The 21,358-nt window shown below is 58.4% G+C and carries 20 protein-coding genes; 10 read left to right on the forward strand and 10 right to left on the reverse strand.

From position 1 onward, the window contains the following. Positions 1-133 precede the first annotated feature (133 nt). The 3 genes from EST62_RS01010 to rpe are packed head-to-tail and all read left to right on the forward strand — an operon-like array spanning position 134 to position 3,315. Entirely contained in the window at positions 134-361 is a 228-nt protein-coding gene (locus tag EST62_RS01010; protein ID WP_069808813.1) for a DUF2795 domain-containing protein, read from the forward strand. 59 nt (positions 362-420) lie between these two features. Next, a complete protein-coding gene (locus EST62_RS01015; protein WP_245153377.1) occupies positions 421-2,619 on the forward strand; it encodes a BamA/TamA family outer membrane protein in 2,199 nt (732 codons plus the stop codon). Between the two features lie 33 nt (positions 2,620-2,652). Then, positions 2,653-3,315, forward strand: coding sequence for a ribulose-phosphate 3-epimerase (rpe, locus tag EST62_RS01020; protein WP_129050255.1), 663 nt, complete (start codon positions 2,653-2,655; stop codon positions 3,313-3,315). A 110-nt stretch (positions 3,316-3,425) separates the two neighbouring features. Here the strand turns inward: rpe and trpC are convergent, their stop codons facing one another. The 4 genes from trpC to purD form a co-directional block, all read right to left on the reverse strand. Continuing rightward, on the reverse strand, positions 3,426-4,196 hold the full coding sequence (gene trpC / locus EST62_RS01025) for an indole-3-glycerol phosphate synthase TrpC (protein WP_129050256.1): 771 nt from the start codon (positions 4,194-4,196) through the stop codon (positions 3,426-3,428). After that, complete coding sequence (gene carB / locus EST62_RS01030; protein WP_129050257.1) at positions 4,193-5,677, reverse strand: carbamoyl-phosphate synthase large subunit; 1,485 nt, start codon at positions 5,675-5,677, stop codon at positions 4,193-4,195. The genes trpC and carB overlap by 4 nt, the downstream gene beginning before the upstream one ends. A gap of 171 nt (positions 5,678-5,848) precedes the next feature. Then, complete coding sequence (locus EST62_RS01035; RefSeq protein WP_129050258.1) at positions 5,849-6,280, reverse strand: Mov34/MPN/PAD-1 family protein; 432 nt, start codon at positions 6,278-6,280, stop codon at positions 5,849-5,851. 31 nt (positions 6,281-6,311) lie between these two features. Further along, a complete protein-coding gene (gene purD, locus EST62_RS01040) occupies positions 6,312-7,589 on the reverse strand; it encodes a phosphoribosylamine--glycine ligase (RefSeq protein ID WP_129050259.1) in 1,278 nt (425 codons plus the stop codon). Positions 7,590-7,771: 182 nt separating this feature from the next. Here purD and EST62_RS01045 point away from each other — a divergent pair, with 182 nt between their 5' ends. Both EST62_RS01045 and lpxK read left to right on the forward strand, forming a co-directional pair. Further along, positions 7,772-8,401, forward strand: a complete 630-nt coding sequence (locus EST62_RS01045; RefSeq protein ID WP_129050260.1) for a DUF374 domain-containing protein — start codon at positions 7,772-7,774, stop codon at positions 8,399-8,401. Next, positions 8,394-9,446 carry a tetraacyldisaccharide 4'-kinase gene (gene lpxK, locus EST62_RS01050; RefSeq protein WP_129050261.1) on the forward strand — a complete coding sequence of 351 codons (1,053 nt, stop codon included), beginning with the start codon at positions 8,394-8,396 and terminating at the stop codon, positions 9,444-9,446. Before EST62_RS01045 ends, lpxK begins: the two co-directional genes overlap by 8 nt. Positions 9,447-9,732: 286 nt before the next feature. Here the strand turns inward: lpxK and EST62_RS01055 are convergent, their stop codons facing one another. Next, on the reverse strand, positions 9,733-10,278 hold the full coding sequence (locus tag EST62_RS01055; RefSeq protein ID WP_129050262.1) for a hydrolase: 546 nt from the start codon (positions 10,276-10,278) through the stop codon (positions 9,733-9,735). Positions 10,279-10,401: 123 nt separating this feature from the next. Between EST62_RS01055 and EST62_RS01060 the strand changes: the two genes are divergently transcribed. After that, complete coding sequence (locus EST62_RS01060; protein ID WP_371414664.1) at positions 10,402-10,893, forward strand: isoprenylcysteine carboxylmethyltransferase family protein; 492 nt, start codon at positions 10,402-10,404, stop codon at positions 10,891-10,893. Between the two features lie 48 nt (positions 10,894-10,941). Here EST62_RS01060 and EST62_RS01065 read toward each other — a convergent pair whose 3' ends face one another. Beyond that, complete coding sequence (locus EST62_RS01065; protein ID WP_129050264.1) at positions 10,942-11,523, reverse strand: fibrobacter succinogenes major paralogous domain-containing protein; 582 nt, start codon at positions 11,521-11,523, stop codon at positions 10,942-10,944. A gap of 170 nt (positions 11,524-11,693) precedes the next feature. On the opposite strand from EST62_RS01065, the gene elbB reads away from it, so the two are divergent. Further along, the gene (gene elbB / locus EST62_RS01070) at positions 11,694-12,350 is read left to right on the forward strand and encodes an isoprenoid biosynthesis glyoxalase ElbB (RefSeq protein ID WP_129050265.1); all 657 of its coding nucleotides are present in this window, start codon (positions 11,694-11,696) and stop codon (positions 12,348-12,350) included. Between the two features lie 86 nt (positions 12,351-12,436). On the opposite strand, the gene EST62_RS01075 is transcribed toward elbB, so the two are convergent. Continuing rightward, entirely contained in the window at positions 12,437-13,306 is an 870-nt protein-coding gene (locus tag EST62_RS01075; protein ID WP_129050266.1) for an ABC transporter permease, read from the reverse strand. Positions 13,307-13,443: 137 nt separating this feature from the next. Between EST62_RS01075 and ppdK the strand changes: the two genes are divergently transcribed. Further along, the gene (gene ppdK / locus EST62_RS01080) at positions 13,444-16,194 is read left to right on the forward strand and encodes a pyruvate, phosphate dikinase (RefSeq protein WP_129050267.1); all 2,751 of its coding nucleotides are present in this window, start codon (positions 13,444-13,446) and stop codon (positions 16,192-16,194) included. Positions 16,195-16,402: 208 nt separating this feature from the next. Here the strand turns inward: ppdK and EST62_RS01085 are convergent, their stop codons facing one another. Then, complete coding sequence (locus EST62_RS01085) at positions 16,403-19,012, reverse strand: plasma-membrane proton-efflux P-type ATPase (RefSeq protein ID WP_129050268.1); 2,610 nt, start codon at positions 19,010-19,012, stop codon at positions 16,403-16,405. Positions 19,013-19,301: 289 nt separating this feature from the next. Next, entirely contained in the window at positions 19,302-19,490 is a 189-nt protein-coding gene (locus EST62_RS01090) for a DUF2892 domain-containing protein (protein ID WP_129050269.1), read from the reverse strand. 39 nt (positions 19,491-19,529) lie between these two features. Here EST62_RS01090 and EST62_RS01095 point away from each other — a divergent pair, with 39 nt between their 5' ends. Continuing rightward, on the forward strand, positions 19,530-19,766 hold the full coding sequence (locus EST62_RS01095) for a hypothetical protein (RefSeq protein ID WP_129050270.1): 237 nt from the start codon (positions 19,530-19,532) through the stop codon (positions 19,764-19,766). A 50-nt stretch (positions 19,767-19,816) separates the two neighbouring features. Further along, positions 19,817-20,443, forward strand: a complete 627-nt coding sequence (locus EST62_RS01100) for a metal-dependent hydrolase (RefSeq protein ID WP_129050271.1) — start codon at positions 19,817-19,819, stop codon at positions 20,441-20,443. 60 nt (positions 20,444-20,503) lie between these two features. On the opposite strand, the gene EST62_RS01105 is transcribed toward EST62_RS01100, so the two are convergent. Further along, positions 20,504-20,704, reverse strand: coding sequence for a hypothetical protein (locus EST62_RS01105; protein ID WP_129050272.1), 201 nt, complete (start codon positions 20,702-20,704; stop codon positions 20,504-20,506). Positions 20,705-21,358: the final 654 nt, after the last annotated feature.

Here is a 21,358-nt window from a genome sequence, read left to right on the forward strand (position 1 = left end):
CTTTTGCGACAATGGGTTGCCGTTTTTTATCGGGAGCGGTGGAAGCTGCGAATCCGAAACGGCTGACTCCGGAACATGAGCGTTTTCGTGACGCTCTTTTCCCCATCACAGAATCAACCATTTAACCGTCAGTATGTACTGGAATCTCGATCTTGCCCGATATATTGCCGATGCACCCTGGCCTGTCACCAAGGATGAACTGATCGACTACGCCAACAGAACGGGAGCGCCACAGCAGGTGATCGAAAACCTTGAAGATCTTCCCGACAGCGACGAGCTGTACGAAACGCTCGAAGAGATCTGGCCCGACTATCCCACTGACGAAGATTTCGGTTACAGCGACGAAGAACCGCTAAACTGAGGAGACCGGAGAACGATGTTTTTTTTTTAAGAAATATCTCGCGCCGCTTCGGAGCAGGAGTGACACTCCTGCTCTTCGTTATGCTCTCCATGCCGGGAGTAGTGCGGGCTGAACAGAGCCCGTCCCTCGCGAATGGCAAATCCGAAGAACTCCCGCAGGTCAAAAGCATCAAAATCACCGGCAACAAAGCCGTGACGACCGAAGAGATCAGGGGCATCATGTCCACCTCCATGCGCGACTCCTTCCTTGGTACCGGACTGTTCGCAGGCGCTAAACGGCCCTTCATCCCCGAAGATTTCGAAAAAGACATCGACCTCATCCGCAAGCTTTACACCTTCAAAGGCTACTTCTTCGCCAGCGTCGAACCCACCGTCAAACGCGGCAAGAACGGCGATGCGAACATCGTCATCCGGATCAAAGAGAACCAGCCGACCCTTGTCGATTCACTCAGCTACGCGGGTCTGGACGACATATCTGAAGATATTCGAGCACGTTACCTGAGACGAAGCCGCTTGAAGCTCCAGCAGATTTTCTCCGTCGAAAACCTGATCGCGGAACGTGATCGCACTCTCGACTATTTCCGGGAGTACGGCTACACCTTTTTCAATCCAGACAGCATCAGAATCACGGTCGATACCCTCGGTCTGTACGCCGGATTGCGGTTCAACATCAATCTTCCCAAACGCTACGCATACGGGCCGGTCAAGGTGTTCGTGCACGATCCCCTGAAAAAAGACAACCCGGCGACCGCGAAGACATTCGAGCGGGACAACGTCTCCGTCACCATTTACGGACGCCAGAAATTCTCGCCGAAAGTGTTCTCGTCGGCCATCGCCTGGAAGCAGGGTGCGCTGACCCGTCAGTCACGTGAACAGAGAACGCTTGAAAATTTTGGCTCGACCTCTCTTTTCTCATCCATCTCGATGCAAAAAGATTCCGCGCACGCCGGAGCGATCCCCATGACCATCGATCTCGATCCGGCCCCCAAGCACCAGATCGAGCCGAAGCTGCTGGTTGACAATCGCTATGGCTCACTATTTGTCGGCGGCGCACTCTCTTACGAAAACCGGAACCTCTTCGGCGCTGGCCAGCAACTGAAACTTTCAACCAACTACGGCACCCAGCTTTCGTCGAACACCAACGTGCTCTCCAGCCTCAGCCCTGACCAGTACGACAAAATCGTCCCCTATGAGTTCGACATCAAGGCGGATATGACTATTCCGAGGCTCGGCAAACAGGGATCGTACTACAGCGGAACCGTCGAGTATGCGCGCTCGAAACTGCCGGTACTGCTCGATAGCCGGAGGCAAATCATGAGGGCCACCTACAGTACGCGGCTAACCAGAAAGTCGAAGCTCGATTTCGATTTCTTCGAACTCGAAGTCGCGCGCAAGGATTCGCTGCGCGGTTTCAAGCAACTGTTCAAAAACGATCTGGCTCAAAACATCGGCATCGATCCCGCCGATCCGGTGGCGGTGAACCGTGGCCTCGACAGCCTGCTCCAGACCCGCCTGAACCAGACCTTCAGGCTTCGATACAACTATTCAAACCGGGACAACGCCTCGCGGCGCAGGAAACCGACAACATGGAACTTCTCGGTGATGGCCGAGGAGTCGGGCAGCCTGTTGTGGCTGATCGACAAATACGTCGATAAAAAGTCGTACGACGGCTTCACCGACTCGGATCCGCAGATTTTCGGCACTCCCTACAACCAGTACGTCAAGCTCGAAACGCAACTTGCCGTCACCAAAAATCTTTCGCCAAAACGGCAGGTGGCGGCAAGAATGGCACTCGGATGGATGAGCCCGTACGGCAAGGCCAATACAACGCCAGACGATCACCGCTTCTACGCGGGAGGATCGAACAGCATGAGAGGCTGGGTTTTCGGAACGCTCGGCCCCGGAAGCTGCCCGAACGAGGCAATCTCCAATTTCGGCGCGGACATCAGGGCTGAACTCGGCCTCGAATACCGAATGCAGCTTTTCAAGGTGTTCGGGCAGGAGTCGGGCATCACGCTGTTCAGCGACGCGGGTAACATCTGGGACAGAACCGGCCCCTACGCCTTCTCGTTCCGGTCACTGACCCGTGACTTCGCCTGGGACTGGGGCGCGGGACTGCGCATCGGTTCGCCCATCGGCCCGTTCAGATTCGACTTCGCCTGGAAGCTGCACGACCCCGCCAATCCAGACCCCTGGCGCTTCTCACAGACGAAACTGTCCGATTTCACCTTTAACTTCGGAATCGGAGAAACGTTTTAACTGTTTTCATTCACGCTTAATTATCTGAACCATATGCCTGGAAAAACCACACTGCTGGCTCCATCGATTCTCTCGGCGGACTTCACCAACCTGAAAGCCTCGGTTGAACTTGCTGAAAAAGCTGGCGCTGACTGGATGCACTGCGATGTGATGGACGGCGTTTTCGTGCCCAACATCACCTTCGGCCCATTCATCGTGCAGGCGATCAAAAAGTGCACTGACATGGTGATCGATACCCACCTGATGATTGTTGATCCCGACAAGTATATCGAAGAGTTCGCCAGGGCCGGTTCCGACCAGATCACCGTGCACCTCGAAGCCTGCCCGCACCTGCACCGCACGATCCAGTTCATCAAGAGCCTCGGCGTGAAAGCGGGCGTGTCGATCAACCCGGCCACGCCGGTTTCGCTGCTCGAACCGGTGCTGGCCGACCTCGACCTGGTGCTCCTGATGTCGGTCAACCCCGGCTTTGGCGGCCAGAAATTCATCCCCGGCGCAATCAAAAAGATCATGCAGCTCGACGCCATGCGCATGGAGATGAATCCGGAAATGGTGATCGCCGTCGATGGAGGCGTCACCGAAGAGAATTGCGCTGATGTGGTCGCCGCCGGAGCCGACGCGCTGATCGCAGGCACGGCGTTCTTCAAAGCCGCCGACCCGGCGAAAGCCGCGAGAAAGCTGAAAGGGGTTGAGTAAAAAAAGAAGAGGACTTATAGGTCTTATAAGACCTATAAGTCTTATGGGAGAAAAGCCAAAGAGAGAAGTGATTCCGCAGTTTTACCTGTCCACAAAGTCCACCGCTACACTTACCCCCACGCGAACTTCCGCAGCTCTTCGCTTACCAGCAAACCCTCTCCGATGAGCGCGGCATCGAAGCCGGCTTGCTGCATGAGCAGCACATCGTCGCGGCGTTTCAGGCCGCTTTCGGCGACGGCAAGTACGCCTTCCGGGTACTCCCGCTTGAGGTTGACCGAAGTCATGAGATCAACGGTGAAGTCGCGCAGGTCGCGGTTGTTGACGCCGACAATCGTGGAACCCTGTTCGAGGGCAGTATCGAGTTCGCACCGGTCGTGCACCTCGACCAGCGCGTACAGGCCGAGTTCGGCGAAGAGCTGGAGGTAATCCCGCAACTGCGACGGCGCGAGCGCCGCCACGATCAGGAGCGCCGCGTCGGCCCCCATCAGGCGGGTTTCGTAAATCTGGCTTTCGTCGATGATGAACTCTTTGCGGAGCACGGGAATGGAGAAGTGCTGCGTAATCGCTTTCAGATAGTCGGGCGATCCCTGAAAGTAGTGGCGGTCGGTCAGCACGGAGAAGGCCGACGCACCAAGTTCCGCGTAGCGTTGTGCGATGTCGAGCGGGCGGAAATCCTCGACAAGCACGCCGCGCGATGGCGATGCCTTCTTGACCTCGGCGATGAGATTGATCCCGCCATCGCGGCTCGTGATTGCCGAACGGAAATCGCGCGTCGCCGGAAGTTCGCCGCGCACCTCGCGATAGCGACGCTCCGGCTCCTCTTTTTTCAGTTCGGCGACCTCTCCCCTCTTGGTTTCGAGAATCCGGGTAAGATAGGTCATGCCTCGCTTTCGGCTGCCATCTGACGAAGCTCATCCTCGAACTCAACGATCTGGCGGATGTTGTCGAGGAACCACGGATCGATGCCGGTGGACTGGTAAATTTCATCGACGGTCGCCCCGGCCTGGAAGGCGTAGCGCAGGTAGAACATGCGGTCGGCCTTCGGAATCTTGATTTTTTCGAGCAAATCCTCTTTGGCGAACTGGCGCTGCTGCTGGGTCATGTCGATGACGTTCATGATATCCTTGCCATCACAGCCCAGCCCGGCGCGCCCGATTTCGAGGCCGCGCAGCGACTTCTGCAACGCCTCGCGGAAGTTGCGCCCGAAGGCCATCACCTCGCCGACCGACTTCATCTGCACACCGAGGCGGGCATCGACATTCTTGAACTTCTCGAAGTCCCAGCGCGGCACCTTGACCACGCAGTAGTCGATGGAAGGCTCGAAGCTGGCCGGGGTGCTTTTGGTGATGTCGTTGGTGATCTCGTCGAGCGTGTAGCCCACGGCGAGCTTTGCGGCCACCTTGGCGATGGGGAAGCCGGTCGCCTTCGAGGCCAGCGCGGAGCTGCGCGACACGCGCGGGTTCATCTCGATGATAACGATGCGCCCATCTTCCGGATTGATCGCAAACTGGATGTTGCTGCCGCCGGTCTCGACGCCGATTTCGCGGATGATCCGGATCGAGGCGTCACGCAACTCCTGGTACTGGCGGTCGGTGAGAGTCTGGGCAGGCGCGACCGTGATGCTGTCGCCGGTGTGCACGCCCATCGGATCGACGTTTTCGATGGAGCAGACGATGATAACGTTGTCGGCCAGGTCGCGGATCACTTCGAGTTCGTACTCCTTCCAGCCGGTCAGGCACTCCTCGACCAGCACCTCGCCAATCGGGCTTTCGGCCAGGCCGCGCCTGACGGCATCGTAGTAGTCGGCCTTGGATTCGGCGAAACCTCCGCCCGTGCCGCCAAGCGTGAATGAGGGGCGAATGACAATCGGCAGGCCGATTTCATCGAGCGCCTCTTTGGCCTCCTTCTCATTGCGCACGAAGAAGCCCTTGGCCATTTCGAGGCCGAGCTTCCGCATCGCATCGCCGAAGAACTCTCGATTCTCGGCCTTGCGAATGGCGCGGAGCTTCGCGCCAATCAGCTCGACGCCGTGGCGCTCCAGCACACCAGACTCGGCGAGCTTGACGGCCGTGTTCAGCGCGGTCTGGCCGCCCATCGTCGGCAAGAGCGCGTCCGGTTTTTCTTTTTCGATGATCTTGCGGACATAGTCCGGCGTGATCGGTTCGATATAGGTCGCGTCGGCCAGCTCGATGTCGGTCATGATCGTAGCCGGATTGCTGTTGACGAGGATGACGCGGTAGCCATCCTCCTTGAGCGCCCGACACGCCTGGGTGCCCGAATAATCAAATTCACACGCCTGCCCGATAACAATCGGCCCGGCTCCAATCACCAATATGGACTTGATGTCCTCGCGTTTTGGCACGTCTCTTCCGCTTTAAATCTTGAGGTAAACTGTCAGTTGCGCAATGTACAAAATTTTCCGGTGTTCTGAGCGGCTGGGAAGGCTTAAAGGCTTCCTGTCGCTCAGGCATTTTTCCCGGCTTTTCACCTATAGGACTTATACGACCTATAAGACCTATAGGTCGTATAGGATTTAAGCTAAAACCTTGATCTGCTCCTGGTGAAATCCTCCAGCGTCGCGGCGGAGCCATGAAGTGACCTCTCTGGGTACGCCGCCGTAAAGAGAGATGATGAGCATCGAGTGGCCTGCGCTGGCGAAGTCGATGTCGTTGCGCGAGGGCACGGCAGTCGAGTTGATGTGCGAGTGGTAGGAGCCGACGACAACCAAGCCAAGACTGCTCGCTTCGCGCTCCACGTCGATGAATTCGTTATAGGCGATTTCAAAGCCGTTCTCCTTGCCATAATAGAGCGCGTTGTGGCACGGGGCGACTTCGAGCACGATGTTGTCGATATTTCCGCGATGATCGACGACCTTCCGGCCCACGAGCAGGCCGCAGCACTCATAGGGCAAATCCCTGACGGCGTGCTCCTGGATGATCTCAAACTTGCGACGAGGTAATTTCATTACAAACCACTACGATAATGTACCGGATGCTTCAGAGCGCCTTTGCGCCAATGTCCCGGCGGCAGTACGCCCCCTCGAATCCGATGGCCTTCACCGCGCCGTAGGCCCGGTCGAGCGCCTCTTTCAGCAAACCGGCCCGCGCCGTCACCGAAAGAACGCGGCCACCGGAGGTCACGAGCGTTTCGCCCTCGCGGCGCGTTCCGGCATGGAAAACCAGCACTCCCTCCATTTCGTTCACCGAAGGGTCGATCAAGATCGCCTTGCCGGTTTCGTATGCATCCGGATAGCCCGCCGAGGCCATGACGACCGTCGCTGCGGCGCCCGCCTGCATCTCGAACGGCACCGCTTCGAGGCCGCCATCCACGCTGGCGAGAAGCGCCTCGAACAGATCGCTCTTCAGCATCGGCAGCACAACCTGCGTCTCCGGATCGCCGAGGCGGGCGTTGTACTCGACCACCGATAGCGCGCCGTTGTCGATCATGAGACCAACGTAGAGAAAGCCGGTGTAGGCGTATCCGTCGGCCTTCATTCCGGCGAGGGTCGGGCGGATGACCTCCTCCTCGACCCGCCGCATCACCTCCGGCGTCACGAGCGGCGCGGGGGCATACGCGCCCATGCCGCCGGTGTTCTTGCCGGTATCGCCCTCGCCGATGCGCTTGTGATCCTGCGCGGAAAGGAAAAGCTGGTAATTCTCGCCATCGGTCAGGGCGAACACGCTCGCCTCCTGGCCGGTGAGGAACGCTTCGATCACCACCTCGTCGGCAGCCTCGCCGAAGATGCGCGACTCGAAAAACTCATGGATCGCCGCCAGCGACTCCTCGCGGTTCATCGCAACGACGACCCCCTTGCCCGCGCAGAGGCCGCTGGCCTTGATGACCTGCGGGAACGACGCGCACGATTCGAGGAACGCTCTGGCGGAAGCGTAGTCACGGAACACCTCGTAACTGGCGGTCGGAATGTCGTGGCGCTTCATGAACTCCTTGGCGAACACCTTGCTCGTTTCGAGACACGCCGCCTCGGCGGTCGGGCCGACCACCTTCAGCCCCGCCTCGCGGAACCGGTTGACAATGCCCGCTTCGAGCGGCTGCTCCGGGCCGACCACCGTCAGGCCAATCGACTCTTTCGCAACGAGGTCGAGCAGCGCATCGATGTCGGTCGCCTTGACGGCGACGTTGCGAACCTTGCCGCCCATCGTGGCCGTGCCGCCATTGCCGGGAGCCACGAAAACCGTTGAAACCTTGCTGCTGCGCGCGACGGCCCAAGCCATGGCATGTTCCCTGGCGCCGCTTCCGATAATCAGAACGTTCATGTTTGCGTAATACGATGGCCTCAAATCACCCTGTGGTTTGTCGGCGTGGATTGTTAAATTGCCCCCGGCTGAGCGGGGCAAGCCAAACGCATGTATATAACGCATCGACGCTCACAAAAACAATAAAAAAATCCGCCCTGAAAACCTCGCCTCTATTTCCAGACACACCGTTGACCCACTGAATGGCTTTCGTGAAGCACATCCTTTTGAAGAGCGCCACCCACCTGCTCCCCCACGTTCTCAAACTGCTTTTCGGCACACTGAAGATCGACATCGAGCACACCGGAGAACGAATGCCAGAGGATGACCGGGGCGTGATGTTCGCCTTCTGGCATGGCAAGATGATCGCCGGATGGCTGCTGGCGAGGCGTCTGTTTCCCGGACGCGACATTTCAGCGGTCGTCAGCCTCTCCGGTGACGGGCAGATTCTGTCGGACGCGCTCGACCGGCTCCGCTTCCGGCTGATTCGCGGATCGAGTTCACGGGGCAAGGAGGTGGTCAAGCGCAACATCGGCGTCGCCCTGAGCAGTCGCGGCGTGGTGGCCGTGACGCCCGACGGCCCGCGCGGCCCGCACCAGCGCTTCAAGTACGGCACGCTGCGGCTCGCCGCGCTGCACCACGCGCCGGTGGTGTTCGCCGAAATCCGTTACAGCAACGCGCGAAGCCTCAAAAGTTGGGACAGGTTTGAAATCCCGATGCCCTTCAGCCGTGTGCAGGTCACGCTTCGCGTCGTGCAGGTGCCGGAATTTCGGGACGAAGCGGCCTTCCGCGCCTGGGCCGACAAGCTTTCCGGCGGATTCGACGATGAGTAGCGCCGCTATCCTCCTGCGCCCCGCCGCAGCGCTGTACGGCATGGTGACGGGCCTGCGCAACCGGCTCTACGACCGGGGCATTTTCAAAAGCTGGCGCTCGCCGATTCCGGTGGTTTCGGTCGGCAACATCACCACCGGCGGCACCGGCAAAACCCCGCTCGTGGACTGGATCGTCAAATTCTACGAGGCGTCCGGCATCGCAACAGCCATCGTCTCGCGAGGCTACGGACGCCGGACGAAGGGCGTGCAGCTCGTCTCGGATGGCCGTCGCCGCCTCGTCGGCAGCCGCGACGCGGGCGACGAAACCGCGATGCTCGCCGCGCGAAATCCCGGCACCATTGTCGTCGTCGCCGAAAAGCGCGTCGAAGGAGTGCAATTTCTGATGCGCCAGTTCGCCGACCGCCTGCCCGGCGTGATCGTGCTCGACGACGCCTTCCAGCACCGCAAAATCGCGCGAGACCTCGACATCGTCGTCGTCAACGCCGGAGCGCCGGAGGAAATCGACGCTATGCTCCCCGCCGGACGCCTGCGCGAACCGCTGCAGGGACTGCTGCGAGCTGACGTGATTATCCTCAGCAAAATCACAGACGAAGCCAAAGCCGCGCCGCTGCTCGCCAGGCTCGAACGGACGGGAAAGCCGGTGCTCCGCTCGAAGATCAAACCGGGAAAACTGATGCAGGTGGATGGAAGGAAAACCGAGACGAATGAATCCGTCAAGGCGCTCGCCTTCGCCGGAATCGGCGCTCCGGCGGGATTTCTGCACAGTCTGGAAGATGCGGGGGTAAAGGTCGGGGTGACAAAGTTCTTCCGCGACCACGAACCCTACACGGAGGCCGCGATCCGCTCGATTGTCGAGGAATCAGCCCGGAAAGGAGTCGTGCCGGTCACGACCGAGAAAGACTGGTTCCGCATCGCCGATGATCCGGAACTCGCCGGACTGCTGGCGAACGCCGGATGCCGCTATCTGACGATTGAGCCAGAGTTTCCGGACGGCGCAACGGAGCTGGAGAGAAGGCTGATGGGGGTGGTGAAACGAGGGGCGTGACGGACACAAGGCAGGTAGAGCGCAAAAACCGGAAAATTCTGTAGGGGCAATCCCTTGCGGTTGCCCTTCCCTGATGAAATCAACATCGAGGCATACCAAAGGGCAGGCGCAAGGCCTGCCCCTACGATGATTACGAAGAGATGCTTCGATTGCGATTGTGAGATAAAAAACATCGTTTGATCGTTGTGATCGGGCATAAAGAGGACGGGCATAAAGAGGACGGGCATAAAACCCGTCCCTACCATTCACCAATTGATGCGATTCCGATTCGAGGAAAAAATAATCGTCAATCCTCCTTGACGATTTTCGATATTGCCTTGAACGTATCCCCTTCGGCGACTCGCAACAGCTCGAAAATCGCCATCTCGGTGCTGGTGAGCGCGGCTCCGGCGCGTTCGATGCAGCGGATGCCGAGTGCGCGGTTCTCCTCGCTTCTCGACGAAACGCCGTCGGTCACCAGATGCACGTTGTAGCCAAATTCGAGCAGATCGACAGAGGTCTGATAGACGCACACATGAGTCTCCATGCCGGTCACGAGAATGTCATTGCGGCCAAGCGAGCGCAGATGCTTCATGAAATCGTCGTTGCCGCAGCAACTGAACGAAAGCTTCTCGAACGGTGTTTCTTCACCGATCAGCTCTTTCAGCTCATCGACCGTGCGGCCAAGTCCTTTCGGGTACTGCTCGGTATGAACCACCGGTACGCCAAGCAGCTTGCTCGCCCGGATCAGTTTTCCGGTATTTTTTATGACGCTATCTGACTGAAAAACGGCGGGCGCGAGTTTTTCCTGAATATCGATAACAAGCAGCAAGGTCTCTTTCGGAATGATCATGGGGGTCGGCGATAAGGATGTTGATCGGGTTGCGGGGGACATTTCCTACAATTTTGAAATTTTTGAAGATAGGGCAATTTGAACGATTCTCAAGCGAGCAGTATGGAAAAGGAATATGGCAAATTGAAACACTTTGGAGCAAAGGGAGAGCACCTGGTCGTCATCCAGATAGCGCTCGTGGCGCTCTATTTTTTCACTCCCGTCTGGCCCGATCTGCGGGGCGGAGAACTCTGGCGGCAATTTGCGATTCTGCGCTGGGGCACCCTCGTCATTGGCGTACTCGCCGGAGCCGCGCTCGGCATCGGCGGTTCGCTGAATATCCGTCGGTACCTCACACCGCTCCCCTACCCGGTCGATCACAGCAAGCTGGTCGATACCGGCGTTTACGCGCTGGTGCGTCATCCACTCTACAGCGCCCAGCTCCTGGCCGCCGCCGGATGGGCGGTATTTTCGCTGAGCCTTTCTCACCTGTTGGTAACAGCGCTGGCCCTCGCGTTTTTCAACTACAAAGCCTCGAAAGAGGAAGCCTGGCTCACCGAGCGCCACCCCGATTACGGCAGCTACGCCGCCAAAGTTGGCAAGTTCGCGCCAGGGTTGGGAAAGCTGAAAAAGTAAGGCGGCTTGCGGTTCCCCCGATCAGTCGGACAGGACCGATCGGGCCGATCATTTTTCACGATTTTTCACGCAGCGCACCGACAGGCCCAGGCCTTTGGCTACGCGGACTCGTTGCAGCTTGCCGCTGCCCTCGCTGATTTCGCGGTTCCAGGCGTCGAACTCGCCGGATGGCGTGGCCGTCCAGAAAAAGGCGCTGCTGCCCTTGCCAAAGAAAATGCCGAGGCAGTTGCGACTTCCGGTGAAGGCGGTCTCGAAGCCCCGACCACCAGTCACTGCTTCGAGTTCACGCCATTCGGCATCGGTGGGCACATGCCACCCTTCGGGAGCCAGACCGCGCGGGTCTGCGACGGCGAACCAGTTATAGAGCCGCCCGTTTGCAGGTTGGTTGCCGTAGTCGCACCATGCCCCCTCGTGCCTGGAGATCGCATCGTTCCACTCCTCGACGCTTCTGGCATGGCAAATCGGGTCGCCGTTGCTGTAGCGGTCAATAGCAAGATTTTCCGCCATCCAGATTTGCTTGCCGATGGCGATGCTCCGGACGCTCTGGTCGGGCTTCGCGCAGCCAGACGCCAGCAGCAGCACAACGGCGAGCAGCAAGCGCAGGCGGTATGTCGGCTTGTAGCGTTTCATGTTAAAAGAATAGGACTTAGAGAACTTATGGGACAGATGGGACAAATAGGAAAAGAAGCTCGGAGCATCTTGCCGGTGTATTGTGTAGCTCGTCACTTTTTTTAAAAGCTCCGCCTTTTTTATACCATACCATGAAAAGCTTTTCCTCGCAAACACTAATCCGGAACACCATGAAAAAGATCGGAGTCATCCTTTCGGGGTGCGGCGTCTATGACGGAACGGAAATCCATGAAGCGGTGCTCACGCTTCTTTCGCTCGACAAGGCCCAGGCCGAGGCGGTCTGCTTTGCCCCCGACATTGCGCAGCGCCACGTCGTCAACCATCTCACCGGCGAGGCGTCGGAGGGTGAAACCCGCAACGTGCTGGTCGAATCGGCCCGCATCGCGCGTGGTTCGATCCGGAACCTGCGGGACATCGACACGATGATCCTCGACGGCCTCATCATCCCCGGCGGTTACGGCGCGGCCAAGAACCTGAGCGATTACGCCGTCGCCGGAGCGAAATGCGAAGTGCTTCCCGAAGTGGCCGACGCGGTCATGCGGTTCCGTAAAAGCGGCAAACCGGTCGGATTTCTCTGCATCGCGCCGGTCATCGCGGCAAAGCTGTTTGGCCCGGAAGGCGTTGAAGTGACCATCGGCAACGACCAGCAGACGGCGGCGGACATCGCGGCGATGGGCGCGAAGCATATCGCCTCTCCGGTCGAGGAGATCGTCGTCAGCCCCGGCTCGAAGATCGTCACCACCCCGGCCTACATGCTCGGCCCCGGCATCAGCGACATCGCCAAAGGCATCGACAAACTGGTCGCCAAAGTGCTCGAACTGGCGTGAGCGTCACCGGAGAAGGTATCCGTCAGATTTGTCGAACCGACCGATCATTATCAACCGTCGCCAGAGGGCAACCGCAAGGGTTGCCCCTACAGTGGTTGGTACGGCACACCGACCTCTTTCGGCGGCGTGGCCTTGCCGACGAAACCGGCGAGCACGAGTAGCGTAATAACATACGGCAGCGACTGCGCGAGCTGCGAGGGGAGCCAGCCTGACGGCAGCCACATCGACATCGCTTCGGCGGCGGCGAACAACAGGCTCGCCAGCGCGGCTCCGGCGGGCGACCACTTGCCGATAATCATCGCGGCCAAGGCGATATAGCCGCGCCCGGCGGACATGTTGTCCGTGAAGCTGTGCTGCTGGAAGACGAGGAACGCGCCGCCAAGCGCCGACAGCGCGCCGGAAATGAGCACGCCGGAGTAGCGCAGTTTCCGCACGTCGAGACCCGCCGTCTCCACCGCCTCGGCGCTCTCGCCCGCCGCGCGGAGCCGCAGGCCGTAAGGCGTCCGGAACAGCACGAACTGCGCCGCCACGACCGAGAGGATGGCGATGACGAGCAGCGGGTCGAAGAGCGGCACCGACACCTCCATCCCGGCGATGCGGGCCGAGTTCATCGCGCTGCCGAAAAGGAGGCCGAGCGCGAAGCGGGTCGCGCCCATGACGAGAATGTTGATGGCGATGCCGCTGACGATCTGGTCAGCCCGGAGCGTGACGGTCACGAAGGCGTGCAGAAGCGAAACGACGAGGCCCAGCAAGATTGCCAAAGCGACGCCTGCCCACGCCGATCCGGTCAGGTACTGACCGAGCATCGCGCCGAACGCGCCCGCGAGAATCAAGCCTTCGAGGGCCAGATTGATGACCCCGCCCCGCTCCGAAAAAACCGCTCCCACCGAAGCGAACAGATAGGGTACCGAAATCCTGAGCACCTGCAGAATGAAAACAACTGCCAAACTCTCCATGAAACTGACGATTTGGTGGCTATTCCGGGTTTTTCCGGACGTTTTTTTCTGTTAAATTGACGACTCGGAAAAGTAGTTTTCCGAACACAATTTCCATGAAATTTTTTGTTTTTTCGGGTCAACCAACCAACAGGAACATGCCGAATTCGCACGCTAACGAAGAATCAGCCGCAGCCAAACAGTACATTTACAGTTTTTCTGGCGGCACCGCAGAAGGGGATGCCTCAATGAAAAACCTCCTCGGAGGCAAAGGCGCAAACCTGGCTGAAATGGCCAACATCGGACTGCCCGTCCCTCCGGGCTTCACCCTGTCCACCGAGGTCTGCACCTACTACTACGATCACCAGAAAACCTACCCCGCGAACCTCTTCGAAAGCGACATTCCGGCGGCTCTCAAGAAAATCGAGGAGTATCTCGGCAAGAAGTTCGGCGACCCCGAAAACCCGCTGCTCGTCTCCGTCCGCTCAGGCGCTCGCGCCTCGATGCCGGGCATGATGGACACCATCCTCAACCTCGGTCTCAACGACACGACCGTCGAAGGCCTGGCCCGCAAATCGGGCAACCCCCGTTTCGCCTGGGACTGCTACCGCCGCTTCGTGTCGATGTACGGCGACGTGGTGCTCGACCTCAAACCGGCTGACAAAAAGCAGATCGATCCTTTCGAGGAGATTCTCGAACAGAAAAAGCACGAGCTTGGCATTCACCTCGACACCGAGTTCCAGGTCGAAGACCTCAAAGACCTCGTGGCCCGCTACAAAAAAGCGATCCTCGACAAGACCGGCAAAACCTTCCCCGAAAATCCGACCGAACAGCTCCTGGGCGCCATCGGCGCGGTGTTCAACAGTTGGAACAACGAACGCGCCATCGTTTATCGCAAGCTGAATCACATCCCCGGTTACTGGGGCACGGCCTGCAACGTGCAGGCGATGGTGTTCGGCAACATGGGCGAGAATTGCGGCACCGGCGTGGCTTTCACCCGCGACGCCGCCGCTGGCGACAACATTTTCTATGGCGAGTTCCTCATGAACGCGCAGGGCGAGGATGTGGTGGCCGGAACCCGTACGCCGCTGAAAATCGCGCAGCTCGCCGAGGGCAAGCCGGAGATGTACAACCAGCTCGAAGAGATTCGCTCGATCCTTGAAAAGCACTATCGCGACATGATGGACATCGAGTTCACCATCGAGAACGACAAGCTCTTCATGCTCCAGTGCCGCGTCGGCAAGCGCACCGGCTTCGCCGCCATCAAGATCGCCGTTGACATGTTCAACGAAGGCCTGATCGACGAAAAAGAGGTGCTGCGCCGCATCGAACCGGAGCAGCTCAACCAGCTTCTCCGCCCGGTCTTCGACCTCAACGAGAAGAAAGCCGCCATCGACGGCGGACGCCTCTTGGCCACCGGCCTGAACGCCGGCCCCGGCGCTGCCTGCGGACGCATCTACTTCAACGCCGATGACGCCATCGAAGCCTCCGAGCGTGGCGAAGAGGTGATTCTCGTCAGAATCGAGACCTCGCCCGAAGACATCAAGGGCATGGACGCCTCCGAAGGCATCCTCACCGAACGCGGAGGCATGACCTCGCACGCCGCGCTCGTCGCCCGCCAGATGGGCAAGGTGTGCGTGGCCGGTTGCGGCGCGCTCCGCATCGACTACAAGACCGGCGAAATGCGGGTCAACGGCAGCGACATTGTGCTGAAAGAGGGCGATTACCTCTCCATCGACGGCAGCACCGGCGAAGTGATCGCGGGCGAAGTCAAGACCAAGAACTCCGAAATCCTCGAAGTGCTGATCGACAAGACGCTCGCTCCTGAGGACGCGCCGACCTTCAAGATTTACGACCAGCTCATGCAGTGGGCCGACAAGTATCGCAAGCTCAACATCCGCACCAACGCCGACCAGCCCGACCAGGCCGAAATCGCCATCACCTTTGGCGCGGAAGGCATTGGCCTGTGCCGCACCGAGCACATGTTCTTCGGCGGCGACCGCATCGACGCCATGCGCGAGATGATTCTGGCCGACGACATCGCTGGCCGCAAGGTGGCGCTCGACAAGCTGCTGCCCTACCAGCGCGACGACTTCTTTGGCCTCTTCAAGGCAATGGGTTCACGCCCGGTTACCGTCCGCCTCCTCGATCCGCCGCTGCACGAGTTCCTGCCGCACACCGACGCCGAAATCGACGACCTGGCCGGCAAGATCGGCAAGTCGAGCGCCGAAATCAAGGCCCGCATCGAAAGCCTGCACGAGTTCAACCCGATGCTCGGTCTGCGCGGTTGCCGCCTCGGCATCCTGCATCCGGAGATTATCGTCATGCAGGTACGCGCCATCATCGAAGCCGCCTGCCGCATCAAGCAGGAGGAGAAGCTCGACATCATCCCCGAAATCATGGTGCCGCTGGTCAGCACCGTCAAGGAGCTCGAAATCACCAGCGAAGTGATCCACAAAACCGCCCGCAGCGTCATTTCCGAGCAGGGCGTCGGCGTGAAGTACCTGGTTGGCACCATGATCGAAGTGCCGCGCGCGGCCATCACCTCCGACCAGATCGCCCAGGCCGCCGACTTCTTCAGCTACGGCACCAACGATTTGACGCAGATGGGCCTCGGCATGAGCCGTGACGACTCCGGCCAGTTCCTGCCGATCTACCAGCAGCAGGAGATCTTCGCTCGCAACCCGTTCGAGAGCATCGACATCGATGGCGTTGGCCGCCTGGTCAGCATCTCGGCCAAAGAGGGTCGCTCGGTCAAACCCGATCTCAAGCTCGGCATCTGCGGCGAGCACGGCGGCGATCCGGCCACGATCGAGTTCTGCCACAAGACCGGCTTGAACTACGTTTCGTGCAGCCCGTACCGCGTACCGGTCGCCCGCCTGGCGGCAGCCCGCGCGGCCCTGCTCTGACAAAGCGGACAGCGATAATGGACAACAAAAAGGCGGCTCACGATGGGCCGCCTTTTTTTGTTTGCTGACGTTGGGCAATAACGAAAACACCTCACCATTCCGCAGTGCAGACACGCAGGTCTGCCCCTGCAATGCCCGCAACAATTTGGCAATTCAGCGACAGCGCCTCCGATCCGTCCGCTCCGTCTGATCCATCCAATCCATCCGGTCAGGCGCGGTTGCGTTGCAGAAACACGCGCTTGACGATCACCTTCACCACATCGTTGACCATGAACCAGGCAAGAGCATAGGCCCAGACCAGCAGCGCATAACTCCATCCGATTGGCGTCACGAAAAGGCCGTAAACCGCAAGGATGGTGCCGAGAATTTCGGTGCCGAAGGTCGCGCCGAACAGCAGCGGCGATGGCCACGGGCGCTCCCAGAACCACCCCTCCGATCTCGTGACGTAGAGCGTACTGTGCCCGGCTATGATGAGTTTGAGAAACAGGAAGGTGCGAATCATATCTTCTGAAAAACCATACTGCCGCAACAGAAAAAAGAGCAGGAACGAAGCGATGACCCCGAAAATCCCCAGTGTGCTGGCCACGATCAGAAGCTCTTGCATTTTCCAGCGCACCGGCGTCTGGTGAATCTTTCCGTGGTCGTACGCGATGGCGAGGATAGGAATATCGTTGAGCATGGCCAGCAGAATAATCATCAGCGCGGTGATCGGGTAGAAATTGAACACCACGATCGAGAGCGTCATGAAGAGAATGATGCGGATCGTTTCGGCAATGCGGAAGGTGGCGTAGCTTTTCATGCGGGCGAAGGTGAGCCGCGCTTGCTGCATCGCTTCGTTGATGACCGACAGGCCGGGCGCGGTGAGCACGATGTCCGCCGCCGCGCGAGCCGCGTCGGTGGCGTTGGAGACCGCGATGCCGCAGTCGGCCTTCTTGAGCGCGGGCGCGTCGTTGACGCCATCGCCGGTCATCGAGACGATGTGGCCACCCTTTTGCAGCGTATCGACGATGCGGAACTTGTCCTCCGGCACCACCTCGGCGAAAATATCGACATCCTCGATCATCTCGACAATCGCCGATTCGTGCGTGTGGATAAACTCGCGTTCGAGCAACCGGGTGTCGTAGAGTTTGCCGACCTCCGCCATGACCTCCGACGCGAACGCTTTGGCTTCGCGCAGCGGCGCGTCGCCCTTGAGCTTGCGGTAGATCGCCAGCGTCAGCGTTTCGAGCAGCCCCATCAGCTCGTTTGCCGACGCACCGGAGAGCTGCGCCGAGCGGATCGTCTTCTGCGCGAGGCCGAGAATGCCGCCTATCTCGCGGGCGATGGCGGCATTGTCACCCGTCACCATCTTCACCTTGACCCCGAACCGGCGCATCTCGTCGATCACCTGCTGCGAATCCTCGCGCGGCGGATCGTAGAGCGGAATCAGCCCGATCATCCGGAACGGCGCGTCACCCTCCTTCAGGCCGACGCCGAGGGTGCGATAGCCCTTCGAGGCAAGTGCGTTGACCGAATCGTTAACCTTGCGACTCGCTACTTCGTCAAGCCCGGCCATCTCGATCACTACCTGCGGCGCGCCCTTGACCACGCGCACCGTCCGGCCATCCTTTTCGGCGTTCGCTTCCGTGCGTTTACTGACCGGATCGAAGGGCGTAAAGCTCGTCTGTTTCCACGACTTCCAGTCAACGCCGGGCAACCTGGTATCGAGATAGCTGAAGATCGGCATCTCGACGGGATCGTTGTTTTCGAGGCGCGAGGCGAGCGCGGCGTAAAGAAAGAGTTCTTCTTCGGTGAAGCCTTCGAGAACTTCGGGCCTCGACACCTCCATCTGGTTTTTGGTGAGCGTACCGGTCTTGTCGGTGCAGAAAATATCGACCCCGGCCAGCTCCTCGATGGCCGTCAGGCGCGAGACGATCGCCTGCCGTTTGGCGAGGTTCATCGCGCCGACGGCCATCGTGACCGAGAGCACGGCGGGCAGGGCGACGGGAATGGCCGCCACGCTCAAGACGAGCGCGAAGCGGATAATGTCGATCAGCGGCTCGTGGCGGAAGAGCGACACGGTCACGATCAGCATCACCAGCACGAGCGTCACCAGAATGAGGAAGTTGCCGATCTGGATCACCATCTTCTGGAAGTGGCTGCGCTCCTCGCGCTGCGCTTCGGCGACGAGGGCGACGACGGAGGAGAAACTCGTGTTCATGCCGGTGTTGAGCACCACGACGAGCATCTCGCCCTGCTTGACGATGGTGTTGGCGAACGCCACCGCGCCGCTCTTGCGCGTCACCGGCAGCGACTCGCCGGTGAGCGCCGACTGGTCGATGAGCAGGTAGTCGCCGTCGAGCAACTGCACGTCGGCGGGCACGATGTCGCCGATGCGGATTTTCACGATGTCGCCCGGCACCAGCTCGCGCACCGGAACGCGCGTGAACTGGCCGTTGCGCCGCACCGTCACCTCCTTGGAGAGCCGCTGCTTGAGCGCCTTCAGCGCATTGAGCGCCCGGTGCTCCTGCATGAAATCGAGACCGGCGTTGACCAGCAGCATGACAAAGATGATGCTGAAATCCTCCCACTTCTGCACCGCAGCGGACAGGATCGCCGCCGCCTCGATCATCCACGGAATCGGCCCCCGGAAACGCCGGAAAATCCGGTGCCACAGCGCCTCCTCCTTCTCCTCGATTTCGTTGAACCCGTACCGGCTCCGGCGCTCCGCAACCGCCTTGTCATCCAGCCCGGCATTCCGGTCAACCCTCAGCCCGGCGAGCGTCTCGTCAACCGGTGTGTTCTCGTACTCCCTGCTCTTCCTCTCTTGCCTGTCCATGCTGCTTCGTATCAAAAGTTAACAGTCATTCAATCCCGATTCTCTTGTACGCAAACACGATAAGGGGGTTGGAGCGCCCAAGCACAAAAAATGAAAAGCCGATCGTTGCAGAAAAGTTTCTCCAGATTCAGTCGGGAAGCGAAAAGAAAGGTCGGTACAGCAGAAGGGCTGCCGGGAACGGCAGTTGCGGAAGGGGACAAAAAAAGGGGGAGACCGGAACCGATCTCCCCGAAACATCGAACGCCTTGCAAGGCTTTTCCGGATCAGAAAAAACCGGATGACGAAAGCTTCAGTCGGCGTATTTGTTGGAGGTAACCCCGAGCACCTCATAAAGCGGGCAGTAGCCGATGATTGCCGTGACAATGGGAATCAGGCCGACAAGGCCGACAAGGTTCTGGAAAACAATGCCATACAACAGCATGGCCACGCCCAGGATAGCACGAACGGCACGATCTTTTTGCCCCATATTTTTCTTCATGGCTGCTCCGTCAAGGTTAGTGATAAGGATTGAAAATTTTTGTCAGACCGCATCGAATCTTCCGTTTCACCCCACGCAAACTGCCTGAACGCGATGGTCATCGAGACGCCGGAAGATCACGGCTTTCTGAACTTGCAATTCATTAAATATACAAAAAGATCGTCCAGAAAAACGACACAGGCCGAACCTTATAGCGTCATCGACAGTCCAGGAATTATCGGCCAGCGCCGGGCGGCGCAACCCGAAAACAGGCACGGGATTACACAAGCCGCGTAATTGTCCTTATATTCGCGAAGGTTTTTTCGAGGAGACAACGAAACAGCGGCATGTCGCCACGAAATAACGTCCTCAAATCATTCAGACAAAGAGGGTCGCAAAACGTATTTTATCGGGAGTTTGCTATCACCTACGCGCATTTACCGGCAGGCTATATCGTCGGCAAGCTTCTTTCCGACAAGTTTGAGCGACGAATCAAATCGTATCCGCTCTACTGGTTCTGGGGACTGCTTGGCTCGGTCGCTCCCGATTTTGACTACCTTTATCTTGAGCTGTTCGATACCCGAACCTGGGATCACCACTATTACCTAACGCACTTCCCCATGTTCTGGGCTATACTGCTGTTCGGATCGCTGCTCTGGCTCTACTCAAAACCGAAAAGCCAGAGTCCGGTTTTTGCGTTCATGTTCACGCTGAACGGATTCATTCACATGATTCTGGACAGCGTCCCGAACCCTATGTATTGGCTGGCGCCCTTCTCCTACCGTGGCTTCGACGTGAATTTGCTCCTGAAAAAAATTGCGCCGTGGATAGTCTATGACTATCCTTTCTGGAGCTACTCCATCGAAGCGCTCATCATCGTTCTTGCCCTGAACCTTTTTCTGAAAAGAGGAATCGCCGACACTGAAACGGCAAAAAACCTGCGGGCCAGGAATTCCGGCTCCAGCCAGCCGTGATCTTTCGGGTCAAAACTCCAACTGACGTTCAACTGCCCGCCTCCGGCCATCATCGCGCATTCACTCCTCAAGCAGCCATACCGTCGCTTCAGCACGATTCATGAAGGCTTTCAGAGTGAAGGTCAACGTCAACTGCCCGGCCTCCTGGCAAAAAAGCTGCGCCATGGCATGATGCAGGCTTGTCGAGGTCACGATAGCGGTTTTTTTTCTTGTCGCCTCCTTGGGGTAGTACGCCCTGACCATCTGAAGCAGATCAAACATGCTGATACTCGAAAAATCACACTCACACCCTTCAAAAACCCACATCGAGTTCTTGAATGGATATTCCGGATGCATAAATATTTCTTTCAATGCCCGGAAAAGCTGCATTTGATCGACAGCTCCTGAAAAGAGCACACTGAGATAAATATCTCCGGTTTCAATAACATGCATGGATCAAGGGGTTTGGGGAAGGGCCGGGCCGTTTTACTGAATAATTTTCGTCTTATAGATAACAATAACGTGAAGATAAGATTTTTCCTCGGCACAATATCGAAGCTCTGATACAAGACTCTGAATATCGTCAGCGAAGTATAATCAACTACCCCGTAGCTCTGCTGCGGGTATGAATTCATCTTTGATCTCAGCGTCCAAAAATCGAGCTTCGGGGAATTGGATTCATAGAGACTAATAATAAGTTCTTTATAAAAGAAATCAAATCATCCGATGTAACATTTTTCAGGATGAAGCCGCCGGTTTAAACCGTCAGGTTGCCTTCAGGACAGCATTGATGCCTGAAACCCATCGTCAAATCATCGATACCTGCAAAAAAATTTAAAAAAAATAAAGGATCCTCGAAGCAGAGCTTCGAGGTATTTAGAAGAGTTGGAGCTGCTGTGAATGCAACTTTTTATACTCAATTTCTCGACCTTGACT

The sequence above is a fragment of the Chlorobaculum sp. 24CR genome, assembly GCF_004118635.1.
Classification (GTDB): Bacteria; Bacteroidota; Chlorobiia; order Chlorobiales; family Chlorobiaceae; genus Chlorobaculum.